The sequence below is a fragment of the Corynebacterium neomassiliense genome (assembly GCF_900626215.1).
GTDB classification, from domain to species: Bacteria; Actinomycetota; Actinomycetes; order Mycobacteriales; family Mycobacteriaceae; genus Corynebacterium; species Corynebacterium neomassiliense.
The window spans coordinates 871,580-892,197 of record NZ_LR131106.1; the positions used below are offsets into that span (position 1 = coordinate 871,580).

Below are 20,618 nucleotides of genomic sequence, written 5' to 3' on the forward strand. Positions count from 1 at the left end.
AGCCCTTCAGCCTACACGCACGGCGTCAGGACGCCATCTCGCCTGCAGCTCAGTAGGCCATCCCCGCCGCCCGTGCCTGCTCCACCACAGCCGGCAGGAGTGCGCAGACTCTCTCGACGTCGGCGTCGGTCGTCGCCGGACCGGTGGTCAACCGCAGCGCACCCCGGGCCGTCCTGACCTCCACGCCCATCGCGGTGAGGACATGGGACGCCCGGTTGACCCCTGCCGAACAGGCTGACCCTGTGGACGCGTCAATGCCGGCGGAGTCCAGCAGCATGATCAGACTGTCGCCTTCGGCACCGGGGAAACTGACGTGCACATGGGAGGCCAGTGCACCCGGACCGTCCGCGGAGGGGTCGGTGTGGACCACCGCGCCGGGGATCCGGTGCACCACCTCCAGCAGTCGTCGCTGGTAGCCGGCCAGTCTGTTCTGCTCCGCCTCCATCTCCGCGACTGCGGCGGCCAGTGCCGCGGCCGCCGCCGCAGCACCCTGGGGGTTGACGGTCCCGGACCGGAGCTTGCGTTCCTGACCTCCCCCGCGCACGGGCGTGTCGATCACGGCGTCCCGGCGGGCGAGAAGCAGTCCCACCGACTTCGGACCGCCGAACTTGTGGGCACTCGCCGCAAGGGTGGAGACGCCCGTGCCGTGGAAGTCGACCGGCACGTGTCCGACGGCCTGCACGGCGTCCACGTGCACCGGAACCCCTGCGGCGACGGCAGGGCCGACGACCGCGGGAAGGTCGGTGACGTTGCCGGTCTCGTTGTTGACCCACATCGCCGTCACCAGTGCATCCCGGGACGGGTCCGGGTCGGTCACCGGCAGAGGCCGGCCCGTGGCGTCCACCGGTATGACTACATGCTCGAACAGGGCCCCGCCGGGCACCGGGAGACCGCCGGTCAACCACGCCACCGACTCCCCCACCGCCGGATGCTCCACCGGTGAGGAACGGATTCTCCTGGCTCCTCTGGTCCGCAGGGCGCCGAAGGCCAGTCCCTGCACCGCGATATTGTCCGCCTCGGTTCCTGACCCGGTGAAAAGCACCTCGGCGCGGTCCGCACCGAGGAGTGAGGCGACCTGCTCCCTGGCGTCCTCGACGACTCTGCCGGCCTCCCTTCCGGAGGTGTACTGTCCGGCCGGATTGAGCAGGGCGGACGTCGCGGCCAGTGCCTCGGAGGCCTCCGGGCGCAACGGGGCTGACGCCGCATGGTCAAGGTACACGCGGCGGTTCATCGGTTCTCCTGGTGCGGCAGCGCCAGCAGGCGTCGGTCAAGTTCATGCATCTTCTCGGCGACCACAGTCGGGTCGACCCCTTTCCTGTAACGGCTGGCTGCGAGACTCCGCTGTGCGGCATTGAGAGACTCGCGTCTGATCTCGAGAGCCCGGCGGGCAGCCGCCTGCCGTCTTTCCCTGCGGATCCTGGCATGTTCGTCGGCGTCCTCGACGCCGTCGTCCCCGTCGTCGAGGGCGGAGGTGGACCGGATCACCTGGAGCCGCTCGGTGATCCGGGCAGCGGCCTCCGGTGAGATGCCCCCGGCGACCAGTTCGCGCTTGACCACGGCGAGCGCCGCACGGTGCGCCTCGTCGAGCGCCTCCTCCGTGGCGATGTCCTCCAGATCCCGGAGCCCGTAGTGCCGCCGCAGGTGCGAGGTGAGCCACGGCAGGGTGAGCCCGGGAATGACCATCGTGCACAGAAGGACGACGAAGGCGACGATCGTGAACTCGTCACGCATCGGGAAATCCACGGGACTCAACGACAGGACGAGTGCGAACGTGACGAGCCCACGCATACCCGCCCATGTCATCAGCAGGACGTCGGTCCATCTCACCGGCGCACGGTAGGTGCCCTTCCGCTTCCGGTTCCGCAGGTACAGCGAACTCATCCATACCGCCCGGACAGCGACGAGGACCAGGGAGATCACCAGTCCCCAGATCACCGGGCGCAGGTGCTGGACCTCCTCGTCGAAGATCGACTCCCTCACATTCATCCCCATCAGGCCGAAAGCCAGGCCGGTGACGAGAAGTTCGGTGACCTCCCAGAAGGAGGACCCCGCCAGGCGGGCGTCGGCGGCCGTCGCATCCAGGCGGGAGCTGAACTCCACTGCGGCGACCACGACAGCGATGACACCGGAGACATGGATCTCCTCGCAGACCAGGTACACGATGAACGGCAGGACCCAGGTGAAGGCGTTGCCGGCCACAGGTGAGTCCAGCCATCCGACGAACCGGGCGGCGACCCTGCCCACCAGCCAGCCCAGGGCCACGGCGACGACCGCACTGTAGACGATGGTGCCGCCGGCCTCGAACCAGTGGATGTTGTCGTGGAACTCCGCCGCCGTCACCGCGGCGCTGAATATGACCAGGGACACGGCGTCGTTGAACAGTCCCTCGGACTGCAGCGTCCCGATGATCCGGCGGGGGATTCCCGCAGGCTCGGCCACGGCTTCGACCGCCACCGGGTCCGGCGGGGCGACGGCGGAGGCCAGGGCCAGGGCACCGACGATGGTCATGCCCGGGATCATCCACATCGCCACACCGGTCACCGCGGCCACGGTGACGATCACGAGCGTCACGGACAGGCTGAGGATCGAACGCCACTGGTCCCTGAACATGCCCCAGGAGGTCCGTCTGGCCAGTGCCCACAGCAGTGGCGGCAGGGCTAGCGGGAGGATCAGGTGGGGGTCGACGTCCACCGTGGGCATACCCGGGATGAACATCGCCGCCGTCGTGACCAGGAGAAGGAGCACCGGCCATGGCAGGCCCGCACGGTCACCGACACCCATGGTGATCACGGTGGCGAGCATGAGGGCGAGTACGACGATGAGTGTTGTCACAGGCCGGATCCTTGTTCAGCAGTCGGTGGGCGGGTCAGGGCAGGCGAGTCAGGGCAGGGAGAAACGGCGACAGGGCCCGTACCCTTCCGGGTACGGACCCTGTCGGTCCGGAGGTCTCGGACGGAATTCACCGTCCAGTCTAGTCCGCGCCACCTGTGCGGTTGTCACCGCACAGGCACCCGGACCGGTTCACTTCCGCTTGGCGAGCTCTTCGGTGGCCTGCGGGGCGACCTTGAACAGGTCACCCACGACGCCGAAGTCCGCGATCTCGAAGATCCCGGCCTCCTCGTCCTTGTTGACTGCGACGATGGTCTTGGAGGTCTGCATACCGGCCTTGTGCTGGATGGCACCGGAGATACCGAGCGCGATGTACAGGTTCGGTGAGACCGTCTTGCCGGTCTGCCCGACCTGGAACTTTCCGGGGTAGTAGTCGGCGTCGACGGCGGCGCGGGACGCACCCACCGCAGCTCCGAGAACGTCGGCCAGTGGCTCGACGACGTCGTGGAAGCCTTCGGCACCGGCGACACCGCGGCCACCGGAGACGACGATCTTCGCCTCGGTGAGTTCCGGACGGTCGGCCTTCTCTGCGGGGGCGAAGGAGGTGATCTTCACCGCGGTCGGACCGGGGGCCGGAAGTTCGACAGCCTGGACGGTGCCCGCGGCCGCCTGGTCGGCAGGGTCCACCGCGCCGGGGCGGAGGGTGAACACGGGTGAGGTCCCGCCTGCGGTGGATTCGACGATGTAGTCGCCGCCGAAGATAGAGCCGGTGGCGGTACGGTCCGCCCTGATGTCGATGACGTCGTAGAGGACGCCGGAGGCGACCCGGGCTCCGACGCGGCCGGCGACCTCGTTTCCGTTGGCACCGGCGGCGACGACGACGGGAACCTGCAGCGCTGCGGCGAGCCCGGCCAGGGCGTCCACCTGCGGGGTGACGACGTATTCCGCGGCGAAGTCCGCTTCTGCGGCGTACACGGTCTCCGCACCGGCCGCGGCCAGCGCCGGCTGCAGCTTCTCGGAGGTGCCCGGGGCACCGACGACGACGGCGCCGACGTCACCGAAGACGCGGGCGGCCGTGATGAGCTCCCGGGTGCTGTTCTTCAGCTCACCCTCGGAGTACTCGACGAGTACCAGGACATTGGTCATGGTTTCAGAATCCTTTCGGGATCAGTCTGTGTCAGAGGGTGAGGGTTAGACGAGCTTCCGGCTGACGAGGAACTCGACGAGCTTGATTCCGCCGTCCCCTTCGTCGGTGATGATCTCGCCGGCGGTCTTGGCGGGCTTGGGTGTCGAGGAGGTGACGCGGGTGGCGGCGGCGCCGAGTCCGACGTTCTCTGCGGCGACCCCGATGTCGGCGATGGAGACCTCACGGATGGTTTTCTTCTTGGCCGCCATGATGCCCTTGAAGTTCGGCACGCGCGGAGTGTTCGCCTTTTCGGTGACGGAGATGATGGCCGGGGTCGGTGCCTCGACGGTGAAGATGCCGTCCTCGGTGACTCTTTCGCCGGTGACCTTGCCGCCCTCGACGGTGAGGGAGCGCAGGTTGGTCACCGCGGGGATCTGCCGGTACTCGGACAGCAGTCCCGGTACGGCGCCTGCACCGCCGTCGGTGGAGGCGTTGCCGGCGATGACGAGCTCGATGTCGTCGACCAGGTTGAGAGCGTTCGACAGCGTCCAGGCGGTGCCCAGGGCGTCGGAGCCGGCGAGAGCGTCGTCAGTGACGAGGATGCCCTCGTCGGCGCCCAGGGAGAGTGCCTTACGCAGGGCCGAGGTGGCTCCTTCCGGGCCCATGCTCAGGACGACGATGTTGCGGGAGCCGTCGGCCTCCTTGAGCTTGAGAGCCGCTTCGACAGCGTTCTCGTTGATCTCGTCCAGGATCGCGTCCGCGTTCTCCCGGTCGAGGGTGAAGTCGTCATCGGTCAGCTTGCGCTCGGAGTAGGTGTCCGGCACCTGCTTGACCAGAACCACGATGTTCGACATTCGTTGGCCTTCCTGCTGTGGGTGCGATGTAATCGTCGGTCAGTCTACCCAGGTTCAACCGTGACACACCCCACATTGATCCAAAAATATCTCTATCTGGCGTGAGTTGTCCGCCCGACGCTTCCTGTGACCTGCACACTTGTTCGCCGTCACCGGGAAAATATGTGTTCAGTGCCACCCCCGGGGGTGATTTGTTTCCTGTGATGGATTCTGTGTTTCATGTGGTTACACGGCACAGGGCAGCCACCGGAGAGCGGCCTACCCGCGCGAGAACCACCGTGAACGCGGCGTCCCCACGCAAAGCCCCGGCAGACCGCAGCTTCCTGCGCAACCGGTCAGGATCAACCTCCACCCCCCGCACGAGGATCTCCAGGGAACCGCACCCTCGGGCCTTCAGCACCGGTCCCAGCTTCTTCACCGGCACCGTCTCCAGCACCTCGAAGACCCGCTGACCCGGCATCATCGACCGCCTCACCGACCCGTCGAGACGGTCACCGCTGAGATACGCGATATGCGGGTCGATCCTCCACCAGCCCAGCCTGGCCGCGTACCGGCGCACCAGTCCCGCGCGCACCACCGCACCGTCCGGATCGAGAATGTACCTTCCCACCGGCCCCACCTCGACGGACTCCGGATCCTCCGAGGTCAGCTCACCGGTCTCCGACGCACCGACGACCACGGCACGACGCGCACAGGTCGCCAGACCGGGTGTGTACAGACAGACTTCCTTCACCCCCGGAACTCCGTGGACGCCGTGCCCTCCACCTGCGATGCCCACCACATCGACCTGTCCCTCCCACTCCGAGTAATCGATGCCCGGAGCACATTTCACCGCCAGTTCACATCCCCGTGAACGCCAGGCCCGCACCAGGTCAGGCAGAGGAGGGACAAGATTCTCCGGAGACAGGACACGCCCCCGCCCGGTACGGCGCGCCGGGTCCGCCACCACGACGTCACAGTCCAAGGCCGGGTCCACCGCATCGGCACGCACCAGCGGAACCCCCGGGACATTCAGCTGCGCCATCGCCAGACGCGCAGGATCCAGGTCAGCGCCGACCACCGTACCGATGCCGTCCACCGTGGACAGTGACGCCAGTTCCGTGCCCACCGAACAGGTCACGTCCGCCACCACGGCACCCCTGGCGGTGCGTGCCAGATGTCGCGCACGCACCCGGGCCACCGCGACAGGCGTCGCCTGCTGCGCCGAATCGGTGCAGACCATCCAGTCCTCACGCGGTGAGCCGTCCGGCCCGTCCGGGATCTTCACCCCGCGCCGCGCCGCGCGCCGCGCCGTGACCAGTTCCACCACCGCCCGTGACAGTCCTGCAGGATCACCGCTGTCCGCCGTCAACCGACGCAGGAGCGTCAGGTCGGCCAGCCGGGAGGACGCCGAGAGCTCCAGTCCCGAGGCGACGGCCACCTCCTCCGGATGCGAGGACAGCCAGGCCACCTGCCCGCGGGTGAAGCTCACCGGAACGGGTTCGGAGGAAGATCCTCCGGGTCGACAGCGAACTTCATCCCCGGTGCGAAGACCCGCTCCGGATACCCGTACATCCTGGTCTCCATGAGGTAGTACTCCGCCATGTACGGCAGATCCACCGGCTCCCTCACCACCGGGTCCACGGTCAGCTGTGCGGCGAAGTCCATGATCTCGGCGACACTGCGGAACGTGTCCAGCATCTTCAGCTGTGACCAGGTCGGAGGCATGAGATTGATCTTCCGGTTGCGCCAGCCGTCGAGCAGCGTCCCCGGCCTGAACCATCCTGTCGAGGTGGCCTCGCGGGTGTCACCGTGGGCGGCCTGCCCCTCCGGCATGGAGGCGACGAAGAATGCCGTGTCATACCTGATGGGTTGTTCGGGCGGGGTCACCCAGTTGGCCCAGGGGCGAAGCAGGTCCCCCCGGAGCACCAGACCGCGCCGGTCCATGAACTCGGTGAAGGCGAGACGGTGGTTCTCCAGGTCGGCGCGGAAAGGCAGGTACTCCGAGGTATCGGCCACCACGGTGCCGTCCTCCCTGCCGGCGAGCAGGGTACCGGTCTCCTCGAAAGTCTCCCTCACCGCGGCGCAGACCAGGGCCTGGGCCATCTGGGGCGTCGTCCGCAGACGTTCCGCCCACCACCGGGTGGACGGCCCCTGCCAGCCGATCTCCGGAGACCTGACCCCGTCACCGTCGACGTCGCCGGGCATGTCACGGGAATCCACGCCCCCGCCGGGGAAGACCGTCATCTCGGCACAGAATCTCATGGTGCTGGCCCGCTCCTGGACGTACACCTCAGGCCCGCTGAGAGTGTCCCGCAGCAGCATCACGGTCGAGGCACGACGGGGTTCGACCGGCGCCGACCCGGCCGCTGCCCCGTGGTTCTCCGGAGTCTCCCCGCCGGGCGCGGTGCTGTGTGTGTGACTGTCGGACATACACCCCAGCCTAGTCAGATCCTTCTGCGCGAGCGTGAGGTCTTCGGCGCCCTCCGGGCGAAGTAGCGGCCGTCCTCGAGACGCAGCGCCATCGGCTGATGGTAGGCGCGGGTCAGGTTCTCCGCGGTCATCACATCCGTGATCAGCCCCTGTGCCACGACCTTGCCCTCGTCGAGGATCAGACCGTGGGTGAATCCCGGCGGGATCTCCTCGACATGGTGGGTGACCAGGACCATCGCCGGCGCATCCGGGTCCCCTGCCATCTCCGACAGCATCGCGACCAGATCCTCCCTGCCCCCCAGGTCGAGACCCGCACCCGGCTCATCGAGCAGCAGCAGTTCCGGATCCGTCATCAGGGCCCGGGCGATGAGGACGCGCTTGCGCTCGCCCTCACTCAGGGTCCCCCAGACCTCGTCGACCAGGTGCAGGGCACTGACGGACTCGAGAATCTCGACGGCCCGCTCGCGGTCAGCGTCACCGTACTCCTCCTTCCAGCGGCCGAGGACGTTGTAGCCTGCGGAGATCACCAGGTCGACGACCTTTTCCCGGTCGGGTACACGATGGGCCAGAGCAGCAGAGGACAGACCCACCGCCGTGCGGAGTTCCCGGACATCGGTGCGTCCCAGCGTCTCCCCCGCGATCCTCACCGTCCCCGAGGTAGGGAACAGCATCGCGGACGCCACGGACATGAGGGTCGTCTTGCCGGCACCGTTCGGCCCCAGCACGATCCACCGTTCGTCCTCCTCGACCTGCCACGAGACACTGTCCAGCAGGGCCCTGCCGCCACGCAGGACGCTGACCCCACGGAAGTCGAGTACGAGATCCTCGTCGCGGGCCTCTGCGGTGGCGGGTGTGGAGATGATCGTCGAATCGTTCACTCCACCATGGTGCCCCATCCGACGTCCGCTGTGGGAGGTCACCCCCGTCAGAACAGGGAGCTCGCCATCCGGGTGCGGGCGTCCATGACCTCCGGATCGGACTGGTCGTAGAGGGAGAACAGCTCGAGCAGCCGGTCACGGACGGCGTCCCTGCCCTCACCCGAGGTCTCTCGGAGGCGGGAGATGAGAACGTCGAAAGCTTCCCGACGACGGCCTTCCAGAAGCATACGGTCGATCTCGTCCGCCTCCCCGTCAGCGGACCTGCCCAGCAGGACGGCAGTCGCCCGGGCCGCCTTCGCCTCGGAGACCTCGTCCGGGCCGGTACCCGGATCAGCGATGATCTCGTCGTAGAGGCCCACCGCGGCGAGATGGTCGCCACGGTCCAGGGCGTCGGCGGCGGCGTCGAAGCGGGGGTCGGTGTCAGCGGCGTCACCGTCGGCGTCCCCGCCCGCGGCCGGGAGTCCCTCCAGCTTCCCCGCGGTCGCGCCCACGACGGCGTCGATGAACTGGGTCAGCTGCGCGACAGGCTGCACCCCCTCGAAACTGGTCAACGGCCGCCCTGCCGCCAGGGCCAGGACGGTCGGCACCGCCTGGACACCGAACGCCTGGGCGATCTCCGGGGTGGTGTCGACGTCGACGTAACGGAAGACCCATTCCACGGGCCCCGACGTGTTCTGCTGTTTCTGTGCTTCGGCGGCGAACTCCCCGGCCATGTCGTCCGACCCCGGCGCACGCGGACTGCCGAGCTGGACAACCACGGCGACCTGGGTGGAACGGACAACGACATCCTGTTCGAAGCTTTCGACGGTGACCGGTGCAGACAACGCGACGGGGCTACCGGACTCCGCCTCCTTCCTGGCCCTGGCCCGGGCCTCCGCCGCCTCTTTCACGGCGCCGAGGTCGACAGCCCTGGCTGCGAAACGGGCGGGCGCGGACTGCGCCGGGGATGCGGGATGCTGCGGTGTGCTCATGGCGTCCACTGTAGCCACTGCACGGCCGCAGCTCCGGCGTGCCGGCCACCGGGGCGGGACGGTTGCCCCCGACGGCTGCCCGTGTCAGCGCCGGGACCAGCAGCCGGTGTGCCAGTGCCTGCGGTCACCAGGGCCACGGTGGGTGTCCGGCCAGGCGACCACATGGGCCGTCCCCGGCGGAATGTTCTGGTTGCAGCCCGGGCAGACGTAGAACTTCACCGCTGACGCCGCACCCATGTGACGGACGAACCAGATCTCCCCCGGCGCCCAGGACGGGCCCGGTTCCCTCCTGGTACCCCAGTAGGTCGCCCCGTCACGGGGCAGCTCCGCCCGGCCCCGCGGCTGCGGGCTGAGACGACGGTTGTGACGGGGCACAGGCCACCTCCCCTGTCAGAACAACCGCAGTTCGGTGGAGTCAGCTCCACGCATCTGCCCGTAGTCGAGGGTCACACACCGGAAACCACGGTCCTCGGCGAGAACCCTGGCCTGAGGTCTGATCTCCTGGGCCGCGAAGACGCCACGCACCGGGGCGAGCAGCTCGTCGCGGTTGAGCAGCTCGACGTAGCGGGTCAGCTGCTCGACACCGTCTATACCCCCACGACGCTTGATCTCCACCGCGACAGTCGTCCCCGCCGCGTCCCGGGAGAGGATGTCCACCGGACCGATCGCGGTCGGATACTCCCTGCGGACCAGTGTGTACCCCTCACCGAGAATCTCGATCTGCTCGGCGAGCAGCTCCTGGAGGTGTGCCTCCACCCCGTCCTTCACCAGACCCGGGTCCTCACCCAGGTCATGGGAGGTGTCCGAGTAGATCCGGAACAGCCGGACGGTGAGCTTCTCCCCCTTGGGGTTGGACACCGTCCACACCGCCCGGACCCCGGCGTCCTTCTCCTCCGCCACAGGCTCTTCCTCATGCAGGGTGCACGGCGGCGTCATCCAGTTCAGCGGCTTGTAGGCGCGGTCGTCGGCGTGGATGCTCACCGAGCCGTCGGCCTTGACCATCACGAGACGGTCAGCCTCGGGCAGGTGCGCATCCAACCGGCCCTCGTAGTCCACGGCGCAACGACAGATCACCAGACGCATGGGTGACAGGCTAGCAGGTGCGCCGCGGCCCGGGCGCAGACCTCCCCGGCCCCGTGACAGGCCCCGGACCCTGCCCCGTGTTCCTCCGTACCCGCTCCCAGGGCCTCTCTCAGTACTCTTCGATACCGCGCCGGGGATCGATCCTGGTCAGCGGCCGGACGCTGCGGGTGGACGGGGCGGATTCCAGCCAGGCGACGAGTGCGGTGTCCCCGGCGTCGTCGATCGCCACCTCCCACCGGACCCCTCCGTCGTCGAGCGCCAGAACGTGCAGCTCCGGCTCCAGGAAATTCGACTCTTTGTCCGTGATGGGACGCCGGCACTCGATAGATGTGCGTTGCCGGGAAATGCTGATGTCGGACTCAGGGCGCAGTGACCGCAGTTTGAACACCCGGGCGTGCATGGCCCCGTAGACGAGAACCCCGTGGCGCCAGTGCCTGCCGTCCGGATTCGGCAGGCTCCTGACCACCACGGGGATTCCACGACTGCGCAGTGTGAGGAACCTTCCGCACGCCATGACGACCGCGAACGCGGCCAAGCATACGAGCACGATGATGAGGATGGTTCCGAGCACCAGCCACGTCCCTTCGTCACTGTCGTCACACCCTGCCGGCGGTCGTCAGTCCGTCGGCTCTCCGCAGGGCTTTTCACTGAGCCTACCGGCCCGGGTACGACAGCAGCAAAAGGAGTCACCGGGGGTGTGCCGGTGCGCCCGGACACCGGCACACCCCACAGATCCACCTCCGGCCCTCCCATGCCGCGGACCGCCGGAGATCACGTCGGGGGCGGCCCTGCGACGCAATGAGACCGGGGGCGACCCCTGCACTGGTGCAGGGACCGCCCCCGGTCATGTCGGGCGCTACTACGGCGTCAGGACCTACTTCTCCTGCAGCCGCCTCACGGCGCGCAGCTCGGAGACCGCGGTGTCGCGCTCGAGCGCGGACGCCGAAGCGTCCTTCGCCCGGGACTCGGCGTCGGAGGCGTCGACCTCCCCCGCCCAGACAGCGGAATCGGCGAGGACGGTCACCTTGGTCGAGGACACGGACAGGAAACCTCCCTGTACCGCAGCGACCAGCTTCTCACCCTCAGCCGTCCGGATGACGACCACACCGTTGTCGACCAGCTGGCCGAGCAGCGGTTCGTGGCCGGGGAGCACGCCGATCTCGCCCTCGGTGGTCTGTGCGGTGACGGAGGTGGCGTTTCCCGACCACAGCATCCGCTCGACAGACACGAGTTCAGTGGCAATCTCAGCCATGTGCGTGACCCCTTACTTTCCGGTGAGCTTCTGGTAGGCGGCCTCGACGTCATCAAGTCCACCCAGGCCGTCGAAGCACTTCTCCGGGTAGGCGTCGAACTCGCCGTCGCAGATGCGCTCGAAAGCGTCGATCGTGTCAGTGAGCGGCACGAAGGACCCGGGGATGTCGGTGAACTTCTGGGCGACGAAGAAGTTCTGGCCGAGGAAACGCTCGATACGGCGTGCACGCTGCACGACGATCTTGTCCTCCTCGGACAGCTCGTCCATACCCAGGATGGCGATGATGTCCTGCAGCTCCTTGTTCTTCTGCAGGATACCGATGACCCGCTGAGCGACGTCGTAGTGACGCTGGCCGACGATACCCGGCTCAAGGATGCGCGAGGTCGAGGTCAGGGGGTTCACCGCAGGGTAGATACCCTTCGAGGCGATGGACCGGTCGAGCTCGGTGGTGGCGTCCAGGTGGGCGAAGGTCGTCGCCGGGGCCGGGTCGGTGTAGTCGTCGGCAGGCACGTAGACGGCCTGCAGAGAGGTGATCGAGTGGCCCTTGGTGGAGGTGATCCGCTCCTGGAGAACACCCATCTCGTCGGCCAGTGTCGGCTGGTAACCCACCGCGGAGGGCATACGGCCCAGCAGGGTGGAGACCTCGGAACCGGCCTGGGTGAAACGGAAGATGTTGTCGATGAACAGCAGCACGTCCTGGTTCTGGACATCGCGGAAGTACTCCGCCATGGTCAGACCGGACAGGGCCACGCGCATACGGACTCCCGGGGGCTCGTCCATCTGGCCGAAGACGAGGGCGGTGTCCTGGAGAACTCCCATCTCCTCCATCTCGAGACGCAGGTCGGTACCCTCACGGGTACGCTCCCCGACGCCTGCGAAGACCGAGGTGCCCGAGAACTCACGGGCGATACGGGTGATCATCTCCTGGATGAGCACGGTCTTGCCCACACCGGCGCCGCCGAACAGGCCGATCTTGCCGCCCTTGACGTACGGGGTGAGCAGGTCGATGACCTTGATGCCGGTCTCCATGAGCTCGGTCTTGCCCTCGAGCTGGTCGAATGCGGGGGCCTCGCGGTGGATTCCCCACTGCTCGCCGTCGCGTCCGAGCCCGGGCTCGTCGAGGCAGTCGCCGAGGGCGTTGAAGACGTGGCCCTTCACGACGTCACCGACGGGCACCGAGATGGGGCGACCGGTGTCCCGCACGTCCTGACCGCGGACCAGGCCGTCGGTCGGGGCCATGGCGATGGTCCGCACGATGTTGTCGCCGAGGTGCTGGGCCGTCTCGAGGGTGATGGTCTTGGCGACAGCTTCGAGCGTCACATCGACCTGCAGGGCGTTGTACAGTGCCGGCAGCTCGCCGCGCGGGAATTCCACGTCGACGACCGGGCCGATGACACGGACAACGCGTCCGGCAGCAGTCGATGCGGCGTCCTCACGCTGCACCTGAGTAGCTGTAGTCATTAGTTAGTCACTTTCTCCACTGTCCGACAGCGCGTCAACGCCGCCGACAATCTCTGTGATTTCCTGGGTGATCTTCGCCTGGCGCAGCTGGTTGGCGACCCGGGAAAGGTCGTTGACCAGTGCAGTTGCGTTGTCGGTCGCGGCGGACATCGCGGTCCGTCGAGCGGCGGACTCACTGGCGGCAGACTCGAGCATGAGCGCGAAGATGCTGCGCGACACATACTGCGGAAGCAGTGCGGCGAGCAACGTGTCCGGGTCAGGCTCGAAATCGAAGTCGGCGGAGACCGAGTCAGGCCCGTTCGACAGCAGGTCGGATCCCTGGGCGACCTCACCCTCGACCCTGGTCTCGATCGGGAGCATCCGGAACGCCTGGGGCGTCTGGGTCAGCATCGACTGGAAGCGCGTGTAGACCACGTGCAGCTCGTCGAAGCCGGGGACGCCCTGACCCGCGGGAGCGTTGACGCCCTCGCGCGGAGCAGTGGTGCCGTCCGGGCCGACGTTGAAGCCGTCGATGAGGTGACGCCTCAGGTCGTGGCTGAGCTTGTAGTCCGGATCCTGGGAGAATCCGGTCCACGCCCCGGCCAGCGGTTCGTCACGGAAGCTGAAGTAGTCCACGCCTTTGGAACCTGCGACGTAGAGTGCGACTTCCTTGCCCTCATTCTGGAGCCTCTTCCTCAGCTCGACCGTGGTCTTCAGCACGTTGTGGTTGTAACCGCCGCACATGCCGCGGTCACTGGTGATCACCAGGATCGCCGCACGCCGTGCCTTCGCCTCGGTGTCGAGCATCGGGTGGTCCAGAGAAGAGGCTGAGGCCAGACGCTGGATGACTCTGGTGATCTCGTCCGCGTAGGGCTGGGATGCGGTCACCCTGGCCTGGGCTTTCGTGATCTTGGAGGTCGCGATCAGTTCCTGGGCCTTGGTGATCTTCTTCGTCGAGTTGACCGACTTGATGCGGTCACGCAGCTCACGAAGTGTAGCCATCTTCCTGCCTCCCTTCTTCGGTGTACTTGGACTGGTCAGTCATCGGATCCGCCTACTTCTTGGCGGAGACGGTGATCTGGTGCTTGTCCAGTTCGGCGTCAGGAAGGGCCTCAGGCTCGGGCTCGTTGACGACCGGGGTTCCGTCGGTGGTCTGGAACTCCTTCGCGAACGCGGCGTTGGCGGCCTTGAGGGCCTCCTTCGACTCGTCGGAGAAGGGCTTGCCGCCGGCGATCTGAGCGTAGATGTCCGCATGCGAGGCATGCAGGAACTCCCACAGCTCCGCCTCGTAGCGACGGACGTCCTGCACGGGAACATTGTCGAACTCGCCCTCGCCGGCGAGGTAGATCGAGACCATCTGGTCCTCGACCGCCTGCGGCTCGGTCTCGTTCTGCTTCAGCAGCTCGACGAGACGCTCACCGCGCTCCAGCTGTGCCTTGGAGTAGTCGTCCAGGTCAGAGGCGAAAGTGGCGAATGCCTCGAGGTCGCGGTACGCGGCCAAGTCGAGACGCAGGTTACCGGCGACCTTCTTCATGCCCTTGGTCTGGGCGTCGCCACCCACACGGGACACGGACACACCGACATTGATGGCCGGGCGCACACCCTGGTTGAAAAGGTCAGACTCGAGGAAGACCTGGCCGTCGGTGATCGAGATGACGTTGGTGGGAATGAAGGCTCCGACGTCGTTGGCCTTGGTCTCGATAATCGGAAGCGCGGTCATGGAACCGGCCCCGAGTTCGTCGGACAGTTTCGCCGCACGCTCCAGAAGACGGGAGTGCAGGTAGAACACATCGCCCGGGTAAGCCTCGCGTCCCGGCGGACGGCGCAGCAGCAGGGAGATCGCGCGGTAGGCCTCGGCCTGCTTGGTCAGGTCATCGAAGATGATCAGGACGTGGTAGCCCTGGTACATCCAGTGCTGACCCAGCGCGGCACCGGCGAACGGTGCGAGCCACTTGAAACCGGCCGAATCCGAGGCCGGGGCCGCCACGATCGTGGTGTACTCCAGCGCGCCCTGGTCCTCCAGGGTCTTACGCACGGAGGCGATCGTGGACCCCTTCTGGCCGATGGCCACGTAGATGCAGCGCACCTGACGGGTCTTGTCGCCGGACTCCCAGTTCTCGCGCTGGTTGAGGATGGTGTCGATGCAGACGGAGGTCTTGCCCGTCTTACGGTCGCCGATGATCAGCTGTCGCTGACCACGGCCGATGGGGGTCATCGCGTCGATGGCCTTGATCCCGGTCTGCATGGGCTCGTGGACCGGCTGACGCATCAGCACGGAGGGCGCCTGGAGTTCCAGGACACGGTCCTCCTCGGCCTCGATCGAGCCCAGGCCGTCGATGGGACGGCCGAGGGGGTTGATGACACGGCCGAGGAACTTCTCCCCGACCGGGATGGACAGGACCTCGCCGGTCCGCTTGACTTCGTCGCCCTCCTTGAGGGTCTCGAAGCTACCCAGGACCACGACGCCGACGGAGTCGGTGTCGAGGTTCTGTGCGACGCCGATGACGCCGCCCGGGAACTCAAGCAGCTCATTGGTCATCACGGAAGGCATGCCCGAAACCTGGGCAATGCCGTCCGCAGCCATGGTGACCACGCCGACCTCCTCACGGGAGGCCTCCGCGGAAGTGCTCGAGGTGTAGTTCGCAATCGCACTACGGATCTCATCGGAGGAGATCGTCAGCTCCGCCATGTTCTTCCTGCTCTCGGTTTTGTCTTCCAGCTTCTTACGTTGAATATTCTGTCGATCCAGGCTCTACGCGAGGGTACGACGCAGCTTCTCCAGCTTTCCAGCTGTGCTTCCGTCGATGATCTCGTCGCGGACCCGGATGACCGCACCACCGAGGAGGCTGGCGTCAACCTCGGAATGGACGGACATCGCGGAACCGTAGATCTTCTCCAGTTTCTGCCCGAGGGCCTGCGACTGGGCTTCGGACAGGGGTGCGACGGCGCGCACGCGGGCGACAGTCTTCCCGTCCAGCGCGGCGGCGAAATCGCACACCGCGTCAAGGCCCTCGACCGGACGGTCCGACGGTCTGCCCACCACCTGCAGCGCGAGCGCCTCGGTGATGGAGCTGACCTTGCCGTACAGGACCTTCGCGAACAGACCACGTCGGTCTTCGGAGGAGGCCAGCCGGTCTGCGAGAAGCATCTCCAGCTCCGGCTCCTTCTCCAGGAGGCGGGCCAGCTGGTAGAGCTCACTTCCGACCCGGTCCTTCTGTCCCTGGGCGGCGGCCGCACGCAGCAGGGCGCGACGTCCCAGCTCGATCAGACCGTTGCGCAGGTCACGGGTGTCCGACCAGGTGGAGCGCACCGCGGCGGACACTGTCGCCAGGGCGGTCGCGGAGACCTGGCCCGACAGCAGGGTCTCGACCAGCCCGACCCGACGGTCGGACGGGTAGCCCTGGTCTACGAGGGTCTTGCGCAGGTCGCGGTTGTCGTCGAGGAGTTCCACGATCTCGAAAAGGTCGGCACCGGTCTGCGCGCCGACGGCGGCTGCCTCGTCCGACCCGGTCAGAACGCTGTCCAGGCTCGCGGACAGCTGGTCCAGGGTTGCTCGGCTCGCTGCGTGCACGGGCGTCACTTCCCCGAACCGACGCTGTCGAGATCAGCGAGGAAGGAGTCGATGGTTCCGGACTTCCTGACGTCGTCCGACAGGTCTTCGCCGATCAGCTTCTCGGCGAGGTTGATGGACGCCGCTCCCAGGTCCTTGCGCAGGTCGGCGACGACTGCGTCGCGCTGGGCGAGAAGAGCCTTCTCGCCGTCAGCGTTCTTGCGCTTGACCTCTGCCTCCGCCTTGGCGCTGGCCTCGGCGATGATCTTCTGGCCCTGGGCACGTGCGTCGTCCCGGATCTGGGCTGCCTCGGTGCGGGCCTCGGCGAGCTGGGAGTTGTACTTCTCCAGCGCCGCCTTGGCTTCCTCCTGGGCCGCCTCGGCCCGCTGGATGCCACCTTCGATCTGCTCCTCACGCTCGGTGAGGACGCGCCTGAAGGTCGGAAGGACGAACTTCCAGAACAGCACGAAGATGATGATGAAGCAGATCAGGGACCAGACGAGGTCGTAGCCCGCAGGCAGCAGCGGATTGGGGCTGTCGGTCCACTGCTGTGGATCGTCGGCCCCCTCCGCGGCGAGAATGAAGTAGTTCGTCATAGTCTCAGCTTTCGCTCTTGTGCGTGGTGATGTGTCTTACGTGCCTGTCAGTGCCTGCGGCTCCCCGCCGGTACCGGCAGGCGCCACACACTAGAACAGGAAGCCGGCGACCAGGCCGATGAGGGCGAGGGCCTCGGTGAAGGCGATACCCAGGAACATGGTGGTGCGCAGCTGGCCGGCCATCTCGGGCTGACGTGCCATGGCCTCGGCGGTCTTGCCGGCGACGATGCCGATACCGATACCGGGGCCGATGGCTGCGAGACCGTAACCGACGGTACCCAGGCCCTCGAAGTTGGTGGTGGCGTCCTGAGCCAGGATGAGCAGCTCGTTCATTGTGTTTCCGTTCCTTTTCGTGATTCCGTACCGGTGCTGTTGAGTTGTCGCCCGGTACCGGGGTCAGGTTGGGTTGTGCGCGGGGCCCGTGAAGGCACCACGTCAGTGTTCGTCCGCGTGCAGCGAGAGCTCGATGTAGACCGCGGCCAGCAGGCTGAAGATGTACGCCTGCAGGAAGATGATCAGCATCTCGAAGAGCATGAACGCCAGGCCGAAGGCCAGCGTGCCCGCAGAGAGGACGGTCCAGCCGTTCATCTGCCAGAAGAAGAAGTTCGTGGCGGAGAACAGCAGGACGAGGATGATGTGGCCCGCCAGCATGTTGGCCATCAGACGGATGGTCAGCGTGACCGGGCGGAGGACGAAGGTGGAGAAGAATTCGATCGGCACCACGAGGACGTGGAGAATCGGAGGCAGGTTCGGGATGACCAGCGAGGACTTCATGAACTTGCCGAATCCGTAGCGTTTGATACCCGCGTAGAGCATCGCGATGTACGCCACAGCAGCCAGAACGATCGGCATACCGATCCTGGCGTTGGGCGAGACATTGAGGAACGGGACCACGGACGGAATGTTACCGACCAGGACCACGAAGAAGATGGTGGCGATGACCGGAAGGAACCGGCGCCCCTCCTTCTTGCCCAGAATGTCCTCGGCGATGTAGATCCGGACGAAATCGAGGAGGTACTCCCCGACATTCTGGATACCGCTGGGGATCAGCTTCGGCTTGCGCATCGCGATGATGAAGAACACTGCCAGGACTGCGATCATCAGCAGACGGATGATCATCAACCGGTCGAGCGCGAACAAGCCGCCAGCGAAATCGTAGAACCAGAGACCTTCCCGTCCGGGAACGTCTGCGGTAGGTGCCATGTCTCCACCCGGGAAGAATTCGTGCCCCAGTGAGGGTGTGTGGAATTCACCCTCCAGGGCCAAGGTTGTAACGCTCAGCGTTCTCTCCCGAGGTTGAGCCGCGTGACCTGTGCGTCAGGCGGTGCGATGGAGGTCGTCAGGTGGTACCCGGTCACCGTGGACTCCGTCGCACATCCGCACGATGCCGGGGGCGTAGATCCAGGACTGTCCCTGACCGCGTAGCAGCGCCAGGCCAGTCGCCTGATTACCCGCAATGAACAATAGCAGCCCCGTCTGCCACACGCTAACAGGCACCCCCCTGGCCACCGACCTGCGATTTCGGGGGCGGGAGAGACACCACTCACCCACCCCGTGGCAGCGGAAGGCCCGGCCCCCTCCCCCACGACCCTGCCTGCCACGGGCAGGTCCGGACACAGGTCTCCCCGTCCGTGTCTGTTTCGCCCGGCCTGTTTACACCGGCCTGTTTACACCGGCCTGCTTCTACCGGCCTGCTTCTCCCCTGCTCCGGGTCGCTTCTCACCCGACGTAGGTCGTCCTGGTGCGCAGGACCCCCAGAGTCTCCGTCGCCAGGCCGACGACGAGGGCGAGAATCGTGGTCACGCCCAGCGCCGTGGAATCGTAGAAGTCGAACCTCCGCAGCACCGCGAGCACCACCAGCACGACAAGAATCTTGATCAGCCAGGTCCCGAACACGACCACGAGGGTGTTCGTCGGGGTACTGTCCGCTGTCAGCAGGACCACCCCGACGGTGGCCAGCACGAACCCTCCACCGATCGCGGCACCGATGAGGACGCCCCACAGCCCTTCCGCCCCTCGGGTCCCGCCCCAGACCATCAGAGACACCACTGTCAGCACAGCGATGCCGGCCCCGCCCAGCTTCGCGGCACGGAGCAGCGGACGCCGGTGGTCGGTGATGTCACCGTCCACGGAGACATTCAGGTCCGGAAGATCTGCGGGATCCGGGGCAGAGGACGCTCCCGGCTGGGCGTCGGGGTTGGCGTCGGGTTGGGCGTCGGGGTTGAAGTCCGGGTCGGCTTGCGTACCGTGTTCCGGCCTGTCGTTGCTGCTCTCGTTCACCCGCCCAGACTATCCCGGGGTGCGGCCAGGCCCGCAATCGGTCCGGGACTGTCCGTCCCCCCTGCGGACGGGGCCTCCACGGCGCCACCTGCCGCACCGCCCCCGGGGCCGGCGTCTCCTGCCCCGTGTCCTCCCTGTCCGCTACGGTGCCGTCCCCCGTGCGGTGGCCGGTTACGGACCAACGGCACCCAGGTGACCACTCCCACCACCACGAAAGCCACGACGAACAGCACCGCCGCGACCACCGGCGGGAAAACTGTGGCCCCCACCGCGCCGAGGGCCACGACACCCACCCACGAATACAGGACGAGGACGACCTGCCGTTGACTGTGTCCCAGACGCAGCAGACGGTGGTGCAGGTGTTTCTTGTCCGGGGCGAAGGGACTCTTGCCCGCCGCCAGTCGACGAACGACAGCAAGAACCAGGTCCAGCAGCGGAATGGACAGTGCCGCAGCCACGACGAACAGCGGTGACAGCAACGCGACGACGTCGGCAGTGCCGTAGAGGGCCATGTTGATCCTCCCGGACGCCGAGACACACGCCGCAGCGAGCAGCAGACCGATCAGCATGGAACCGGAGTCCCCCATGAAGATCCTCGCCGGAGCGAAATTGTGGGGCAGGAAGCCGGCACACACCCCCACCAGGACAGCGGAGATGATGGCCGGCGGATATGCGCTGACGGTCCCTCCCTGGTCGTGAAGGATGGTCAGCGAGTAGACCAGCAGGGTGCCTCCGCCGATCATCCCCAGACCGGCGGCCAGACCGTCGAGACCGTCGACGAAGTTCATGGCGTTGATGATCGCCACAGTCAGCAGCGCGGTCAACATCGTGGACTGGACCTGGTCGAGAATGAGGGTGGTACCGCCGTCGCCGAGGGGCACCCAGATCAGGTACCAGGACAGTCCTGACAGACTCATCACCACGGAACCGACGATCTGGCCCCCCAGTTTGACCACCCAGGAAATGTCGTAGAGATCGTCGATGACACCGACGACCACGATGACCACCGCCGCGGAGAGCACTGCCACCATGTCGGGGGTCACCGGCGGAAAACCCCTGTTCAGCGCGGGCAGTTGCCCGGCCGCGGCCACGGCGACGACCAGTCCGGTGAACATCGCCACCCCACCGAGCCGTGGGGTGGGCACGGTGTGCACGTCACGGGCCCGGGGCGCACTCATCTGCCCGAAACGGACCATGAGCATCCGCGCCACCCCGGTGGTCAGATATGTGGTGACACAGGCGATCAGCAGTACCAGGACAAGCTCCCGGAAGGGGATGCCGACCCCGGCGTTGCCGGCAGCCGTGAGCCACTGCACCCCGCCGATGCCCCCGGCGCCACCTGCACCG

21 protein-coding genes are annotated in these 20,618 nt (G+C 66.8%); all 21 read right to left on the reverse strand.

All coding sequences use genetic code 11. The annotated features are described in order from the left end of the window. Nucleotides 1–49 precede the first annotated feature (49 nt). The 21 genes from E0E18_RS03790 to E0E18_RS03890 all read right to left on the reverse strand — a co-directional run bounded on the left by E0E18_RS03790 (nt 50) and on the right by E0E18_RS03890 (nt 20,587). Nucleotides 50–1,231 carry a cysteine desulfurase family protein gene (locus E0E18_RS03790; RefSeq protein WP_130839378.1) on the reverse strand — a complete coding sequence of 394 codons (1,182 nt, stop codon included), beginning with the start codon at nt 1,229–1,231 and terminating at the stop codon, nt 50–52. Continuing rightward, a complete protein-coding gene (locus E0E18_RS03795; RefSeq protein ID WP_066583103.1) occupies nt 1,228–2,832 on the reverse strand; it encodes a cation:proton antiporter in 1,605 nt (534 codons plus the stop codon). Before E0E18_RS03795 ends, E0E18_RS03790 begins: the two co-directional genes overlap by 4 nt. A gap of 189 nt (nt 2,833–3,021) precedes the next feature. Continuing rightward, entirely contained in the window at nt 3,022–3,975 is a 954-nt protein-coding gene (locus tag E0E18_RS03800) for an electron transfer flavoprotein subunit alpha/FixB family protein (RefSeq protein WP_130839379.1), read from the reverse strand. Between the two features lie 45 nt (nt 3,976–4,020). Next, nucleotides 4,021–4,809: an electron transfer flavoprotein subunit beta/FixA family protein gene (locus E0E18_RS03805; protein WP_066583108.1), complete on the reverse strand. Its 789-nt coding sequence runs from the start codon at nt 4,807–4,809 to the stop codon at nt 4,021–4,023. A 217-nt stretch (nt 4,810–5,026) separates the two neighbouring features. Continuing rightward, on the reverse strand, nt 5,027–6,280 hold the full coding sequence (locus E0E18_RS03810) for a class I SAM-dependent methyltransferase (RefSeq protein WP_066583110.1): 1,254 nt from the start codon (nt 6,278–6,280) through the stop codon (nt 5,027–5,029). Then, complete coding sequence (locus tag E0E18_RS03815; protein ID WP_419866034.1) at nt 6,277–7,221, reverse strand: NUDIX hydrolase; 945 nt, start codon at nt 7,219–7,221, stop codon at nt 6,277–6,279. The genes E0E18_RS03810 and E0E18_RS03815 overlap by 4 nt, the downstream gene beginning before the upstream one ends. Before the next feature lie 14 nt (nt 7,222–7,235). After that, nucleotides 7,236–8,117: an ABC transporter ATP-binding protein gene (locus E0E18_RS03820; RefSeq protein ID WP_110481245.1), complete on the reverse strand. Its 882-nt coding sequence runs from the start codon at nt 8,115–8,117 to the stop codon at nt 7,236–7,238. 29 nt (nt 8,118–8,146) lie between these two features. Then, entirely contained in the window at nt 8,147–9,070 is a 924-nt protein-coding gene (locus tag E0E18_RS03825) for a tetratricopeptide repeat protein (protein ID WP_130839380.1), read from the reverse strand. Between the two features lie 84 nt (nt 9,071–9,154). Beyond that, nucleotides 9,155–9,445: a hypothetical protein gene (locus E0E18_RS03830; protein ID WP_066583113.1), complete on the reverse strand. Its 291-nt coding sequence runs from the start codon at nt 9,443–9,445 to the stop codon at nt 9,155–9,157. A 15-nt stretch (nt 9,446–9,460) separates the two neighbouring features. Further along, nucleotides 9,461–10,153, reverse strand: a complete 693-nt coding sequence (gene nucS, locus E0E18_RS03835) for an endonuclease NucS (protein ID WP_130839381.1) — start codon at nt 10,151–10,153, stop codon at nt 9,461–9,463. A 109-nt stretch (nt 10,154–10,262) separates the two neighbouring features. Then, a complete protein-coding gene (locus E0E18_RS03840) occupies nt 10,263–10,724 on the reverse strand; it encodes a DUF2550 domain-containing protein (RefSeq protein WP_078057022.1) in 462 nt (153 codons plus the stop codon). 303 nt (nt 10,725–11,027) lie between these two features. Further along, nucleotides 11,028–11,405 (reverse strand): F0F1 ATP synthase subunit epsilon, encoded by a 378-nt coding sequence (locus E0E18_RS03845; RefSeq protein ID WP_066583118.1) that lies wholly within the window; start codon nt 11,403–11,405, stop codon nt 11,028–11,030. Between the two features lie 12 nt (nt 11,406–11,417). Next, on the reverse strand, nt 11,418–12,866 hold the full coding sequence (gene atpD / locus E0E18_RS03850) for a F0F1 ATP synthase subunit beta (protein WP_066583122.1): 1,449 nt from the start codon (nt 12,864–12,866) through the stop codon (nt 11,418–11,420). A 3-nt stretch (nt 12,867–12,869) separates the two neighbouring features. Next, entirely contained in the window at nt 12,870–13,847 is a 978-nt protein-coding gene (locus E0E18_RS03855; protein WP_066583124.1) for a F0F1 ATP synthase subunit gamma, read from the reverse strand. A gap of 52 nt (nt 13,848–13,899) precedes the next feature. Beyond that, nucleotides 13,900–15,534 carry a F0F1 ATP synthase subunit alpha gene (gene atpA / locus E0E18_RS03860; protein ID WP_066583127.1) on the reverse strand — a complete coding sequence of 545 codons (1,635 nt, stop codon included), beginning with the start codon at nt 15,532–15,534 and terminating at the stop codon, nt 13,900–13,902. 63 nt (nt 15,535–15,597) lie between these two features. Then, on the reverse strand, nt 15,598–16,416 hold the full coding sequence (locus E0E18_RS03865) for a F0F1 ATP synthase subunit delta (RefSeq protein ID WP_130839382.1): 819 nt from the start codon (nt 16,414–16,416) through the stop codon (nt 15,598–15,600). Nucleotides 16,417–16,421: 5 nt separating this feature from the next. Beyond that, on the reverse strand, nt 16,422–16,991 hold the full coding sequence (locus E0E18_RS03870) for a F0F1 ATP synthase subunit B (RefSeq protein WP_066583134.1): 570 nt from the start codon (nt 16,989–16,991) through the stop codon (nt 16,422–16,424). Between the two features lie 90 nt (nt 16,992–17,081). Then, complete coding sequence (locus tag E0E18_RS03875; RefSeq protein ID WP_066583137.1) at nt 17,082–17,324, reverse strand: ATP synthase F0 subunit C; 243 nt, start codon at nt 17,322–17,324, stop codon at nt 17,082–17,084. Nucleotides 17,325–17,426: 102 nt separating this feature from the next. Beyond that, nucleotides 17,427–18,251: a F0F1 ATP synthase subunit A gene (gene atpB / locus E0E18_RS03880; RefSeq protein ID WP_130841188.1), complete on the reverse strand. Its 825-nt coding sequence runs from the start codon at nt 18,249–18,251 to the stop codon at nt 17,427–17,429. 459 nt (nt 18,252–18,710) lie between these two features. Continuing rightward, the gene (locus E0E18_RS03885; protein WP_066585758.1) at nt 18,711–19,133 is read right to left on the reverse strand and encodes a Cg1360 family ATP-synthase-associated protein; all 423 of its coding nucleotides are present in this window, start codon (nt 19,131–19,133) and stop codon (nt 18,711–18,713) included. Between the two features lie 134 nt (nt 19,134–19,267). Beyond that, nucleotides 19,268–20,587: an MraY family glycosyltransferase gene (locus tag E0E18_RS03890; RefSeq protein ID WP_272914256.1), complete on the reverse strand. Its 1,320-nt coding sequence runs from the start codon at nt 20,585–20,587 to the stop codon at nt 19,268–19,270. Nucleotides 20,588–20,618: the final 31 nt, after the last annotated feature.

Coding starts and splice junctions, on each gene's coding strand:
- E0E18_RS03790 (WP_130839378.1), bottom strand. CDS start 1,231: ATGAACCGCCGCGTGTACCTTGACCATGCGGCGTCAGCCCCGTTGCGC.
- E0E18_RS03800 (WP_130839379.1), bottom strand. CDS start 3,975: ATGACCAATGTCCTGGTACTCGTCGAGTACTCCGAGGGTGAGCTGAAG.
- E0E18_RS03805 (WP_066583108.1), bottom strand. CDS start 4,809: ATGTCGAACATCGTGGTTCTGGTCAAGCAGGTGCCGGACACCTACTCC.
- E0E18_RS03815 (WP_419866034.1), bottom strand. CDS start 7,221: ATGTCCGACAGTCACACACACAGCACCGCGCCCGGCGGGGAGACTCCG.
- E0E18_RS03820 (WP_110481245.1), bottom strand. CDS start 8,117: ATGGGGCACCATGGTGGAGTGAACGATTCGACGATCATCTCCACACCC.
- E0E18_RS03825 (WP_130839380.1), bottom strand. CDS start 9,070: ATGAGCACACCGCAGCATCCCGCATCCCCGGCGCAGTCCGCGCCCGCC.
- nucS (WP_130839381.1), bottom strand. CDS start 10,153: ATGCGTCTGGTGATCTGTCGTTGCGCCGTGGACTACGAGGGCCGGTTG.
- E0E18_RS03845 (WP_066583118.1), bottom strand. CDS start 11,405: ATGGCTGAGATTGCCACTGAACTCGTGTCTGTCGAGCGGATGCTGTGG.
- atpD (WP_066583122.1), bottom strand. CDS start 12,866: ATGACTACAGCTACTCAGGTGCAGCGTGAGGACGCCGCATCGACTGCT.
- E0E18_RS03855 (WP_066583124.1), bottom strand. CDS start 13,847: ATGGCTACACTTCGTGAGCTGCGTGACCGCATCAAGTCGGTCAACTCG.
- atpA (WP_066583127.1), bottom strand. CDS start 15,534: ATGGCGGAGCTGACGATCTCCTCCGATGAGATCCGTAGTGCGATTGCG.
- E0E18_RS03870 (WP_066583134.1), bottom strand. CDS start 16,991: ATGACGAACTACTTCATTCTCGCCGCGGAGGGGGCCGACGATCCACAG.
- E0E18_RS03875 (WP_066583137.1), bottom strand. CDS start 17,324: ATGAACGAGCTGCTCATCCTGGCTCAGGACGCCACCACCAACTTCGAG.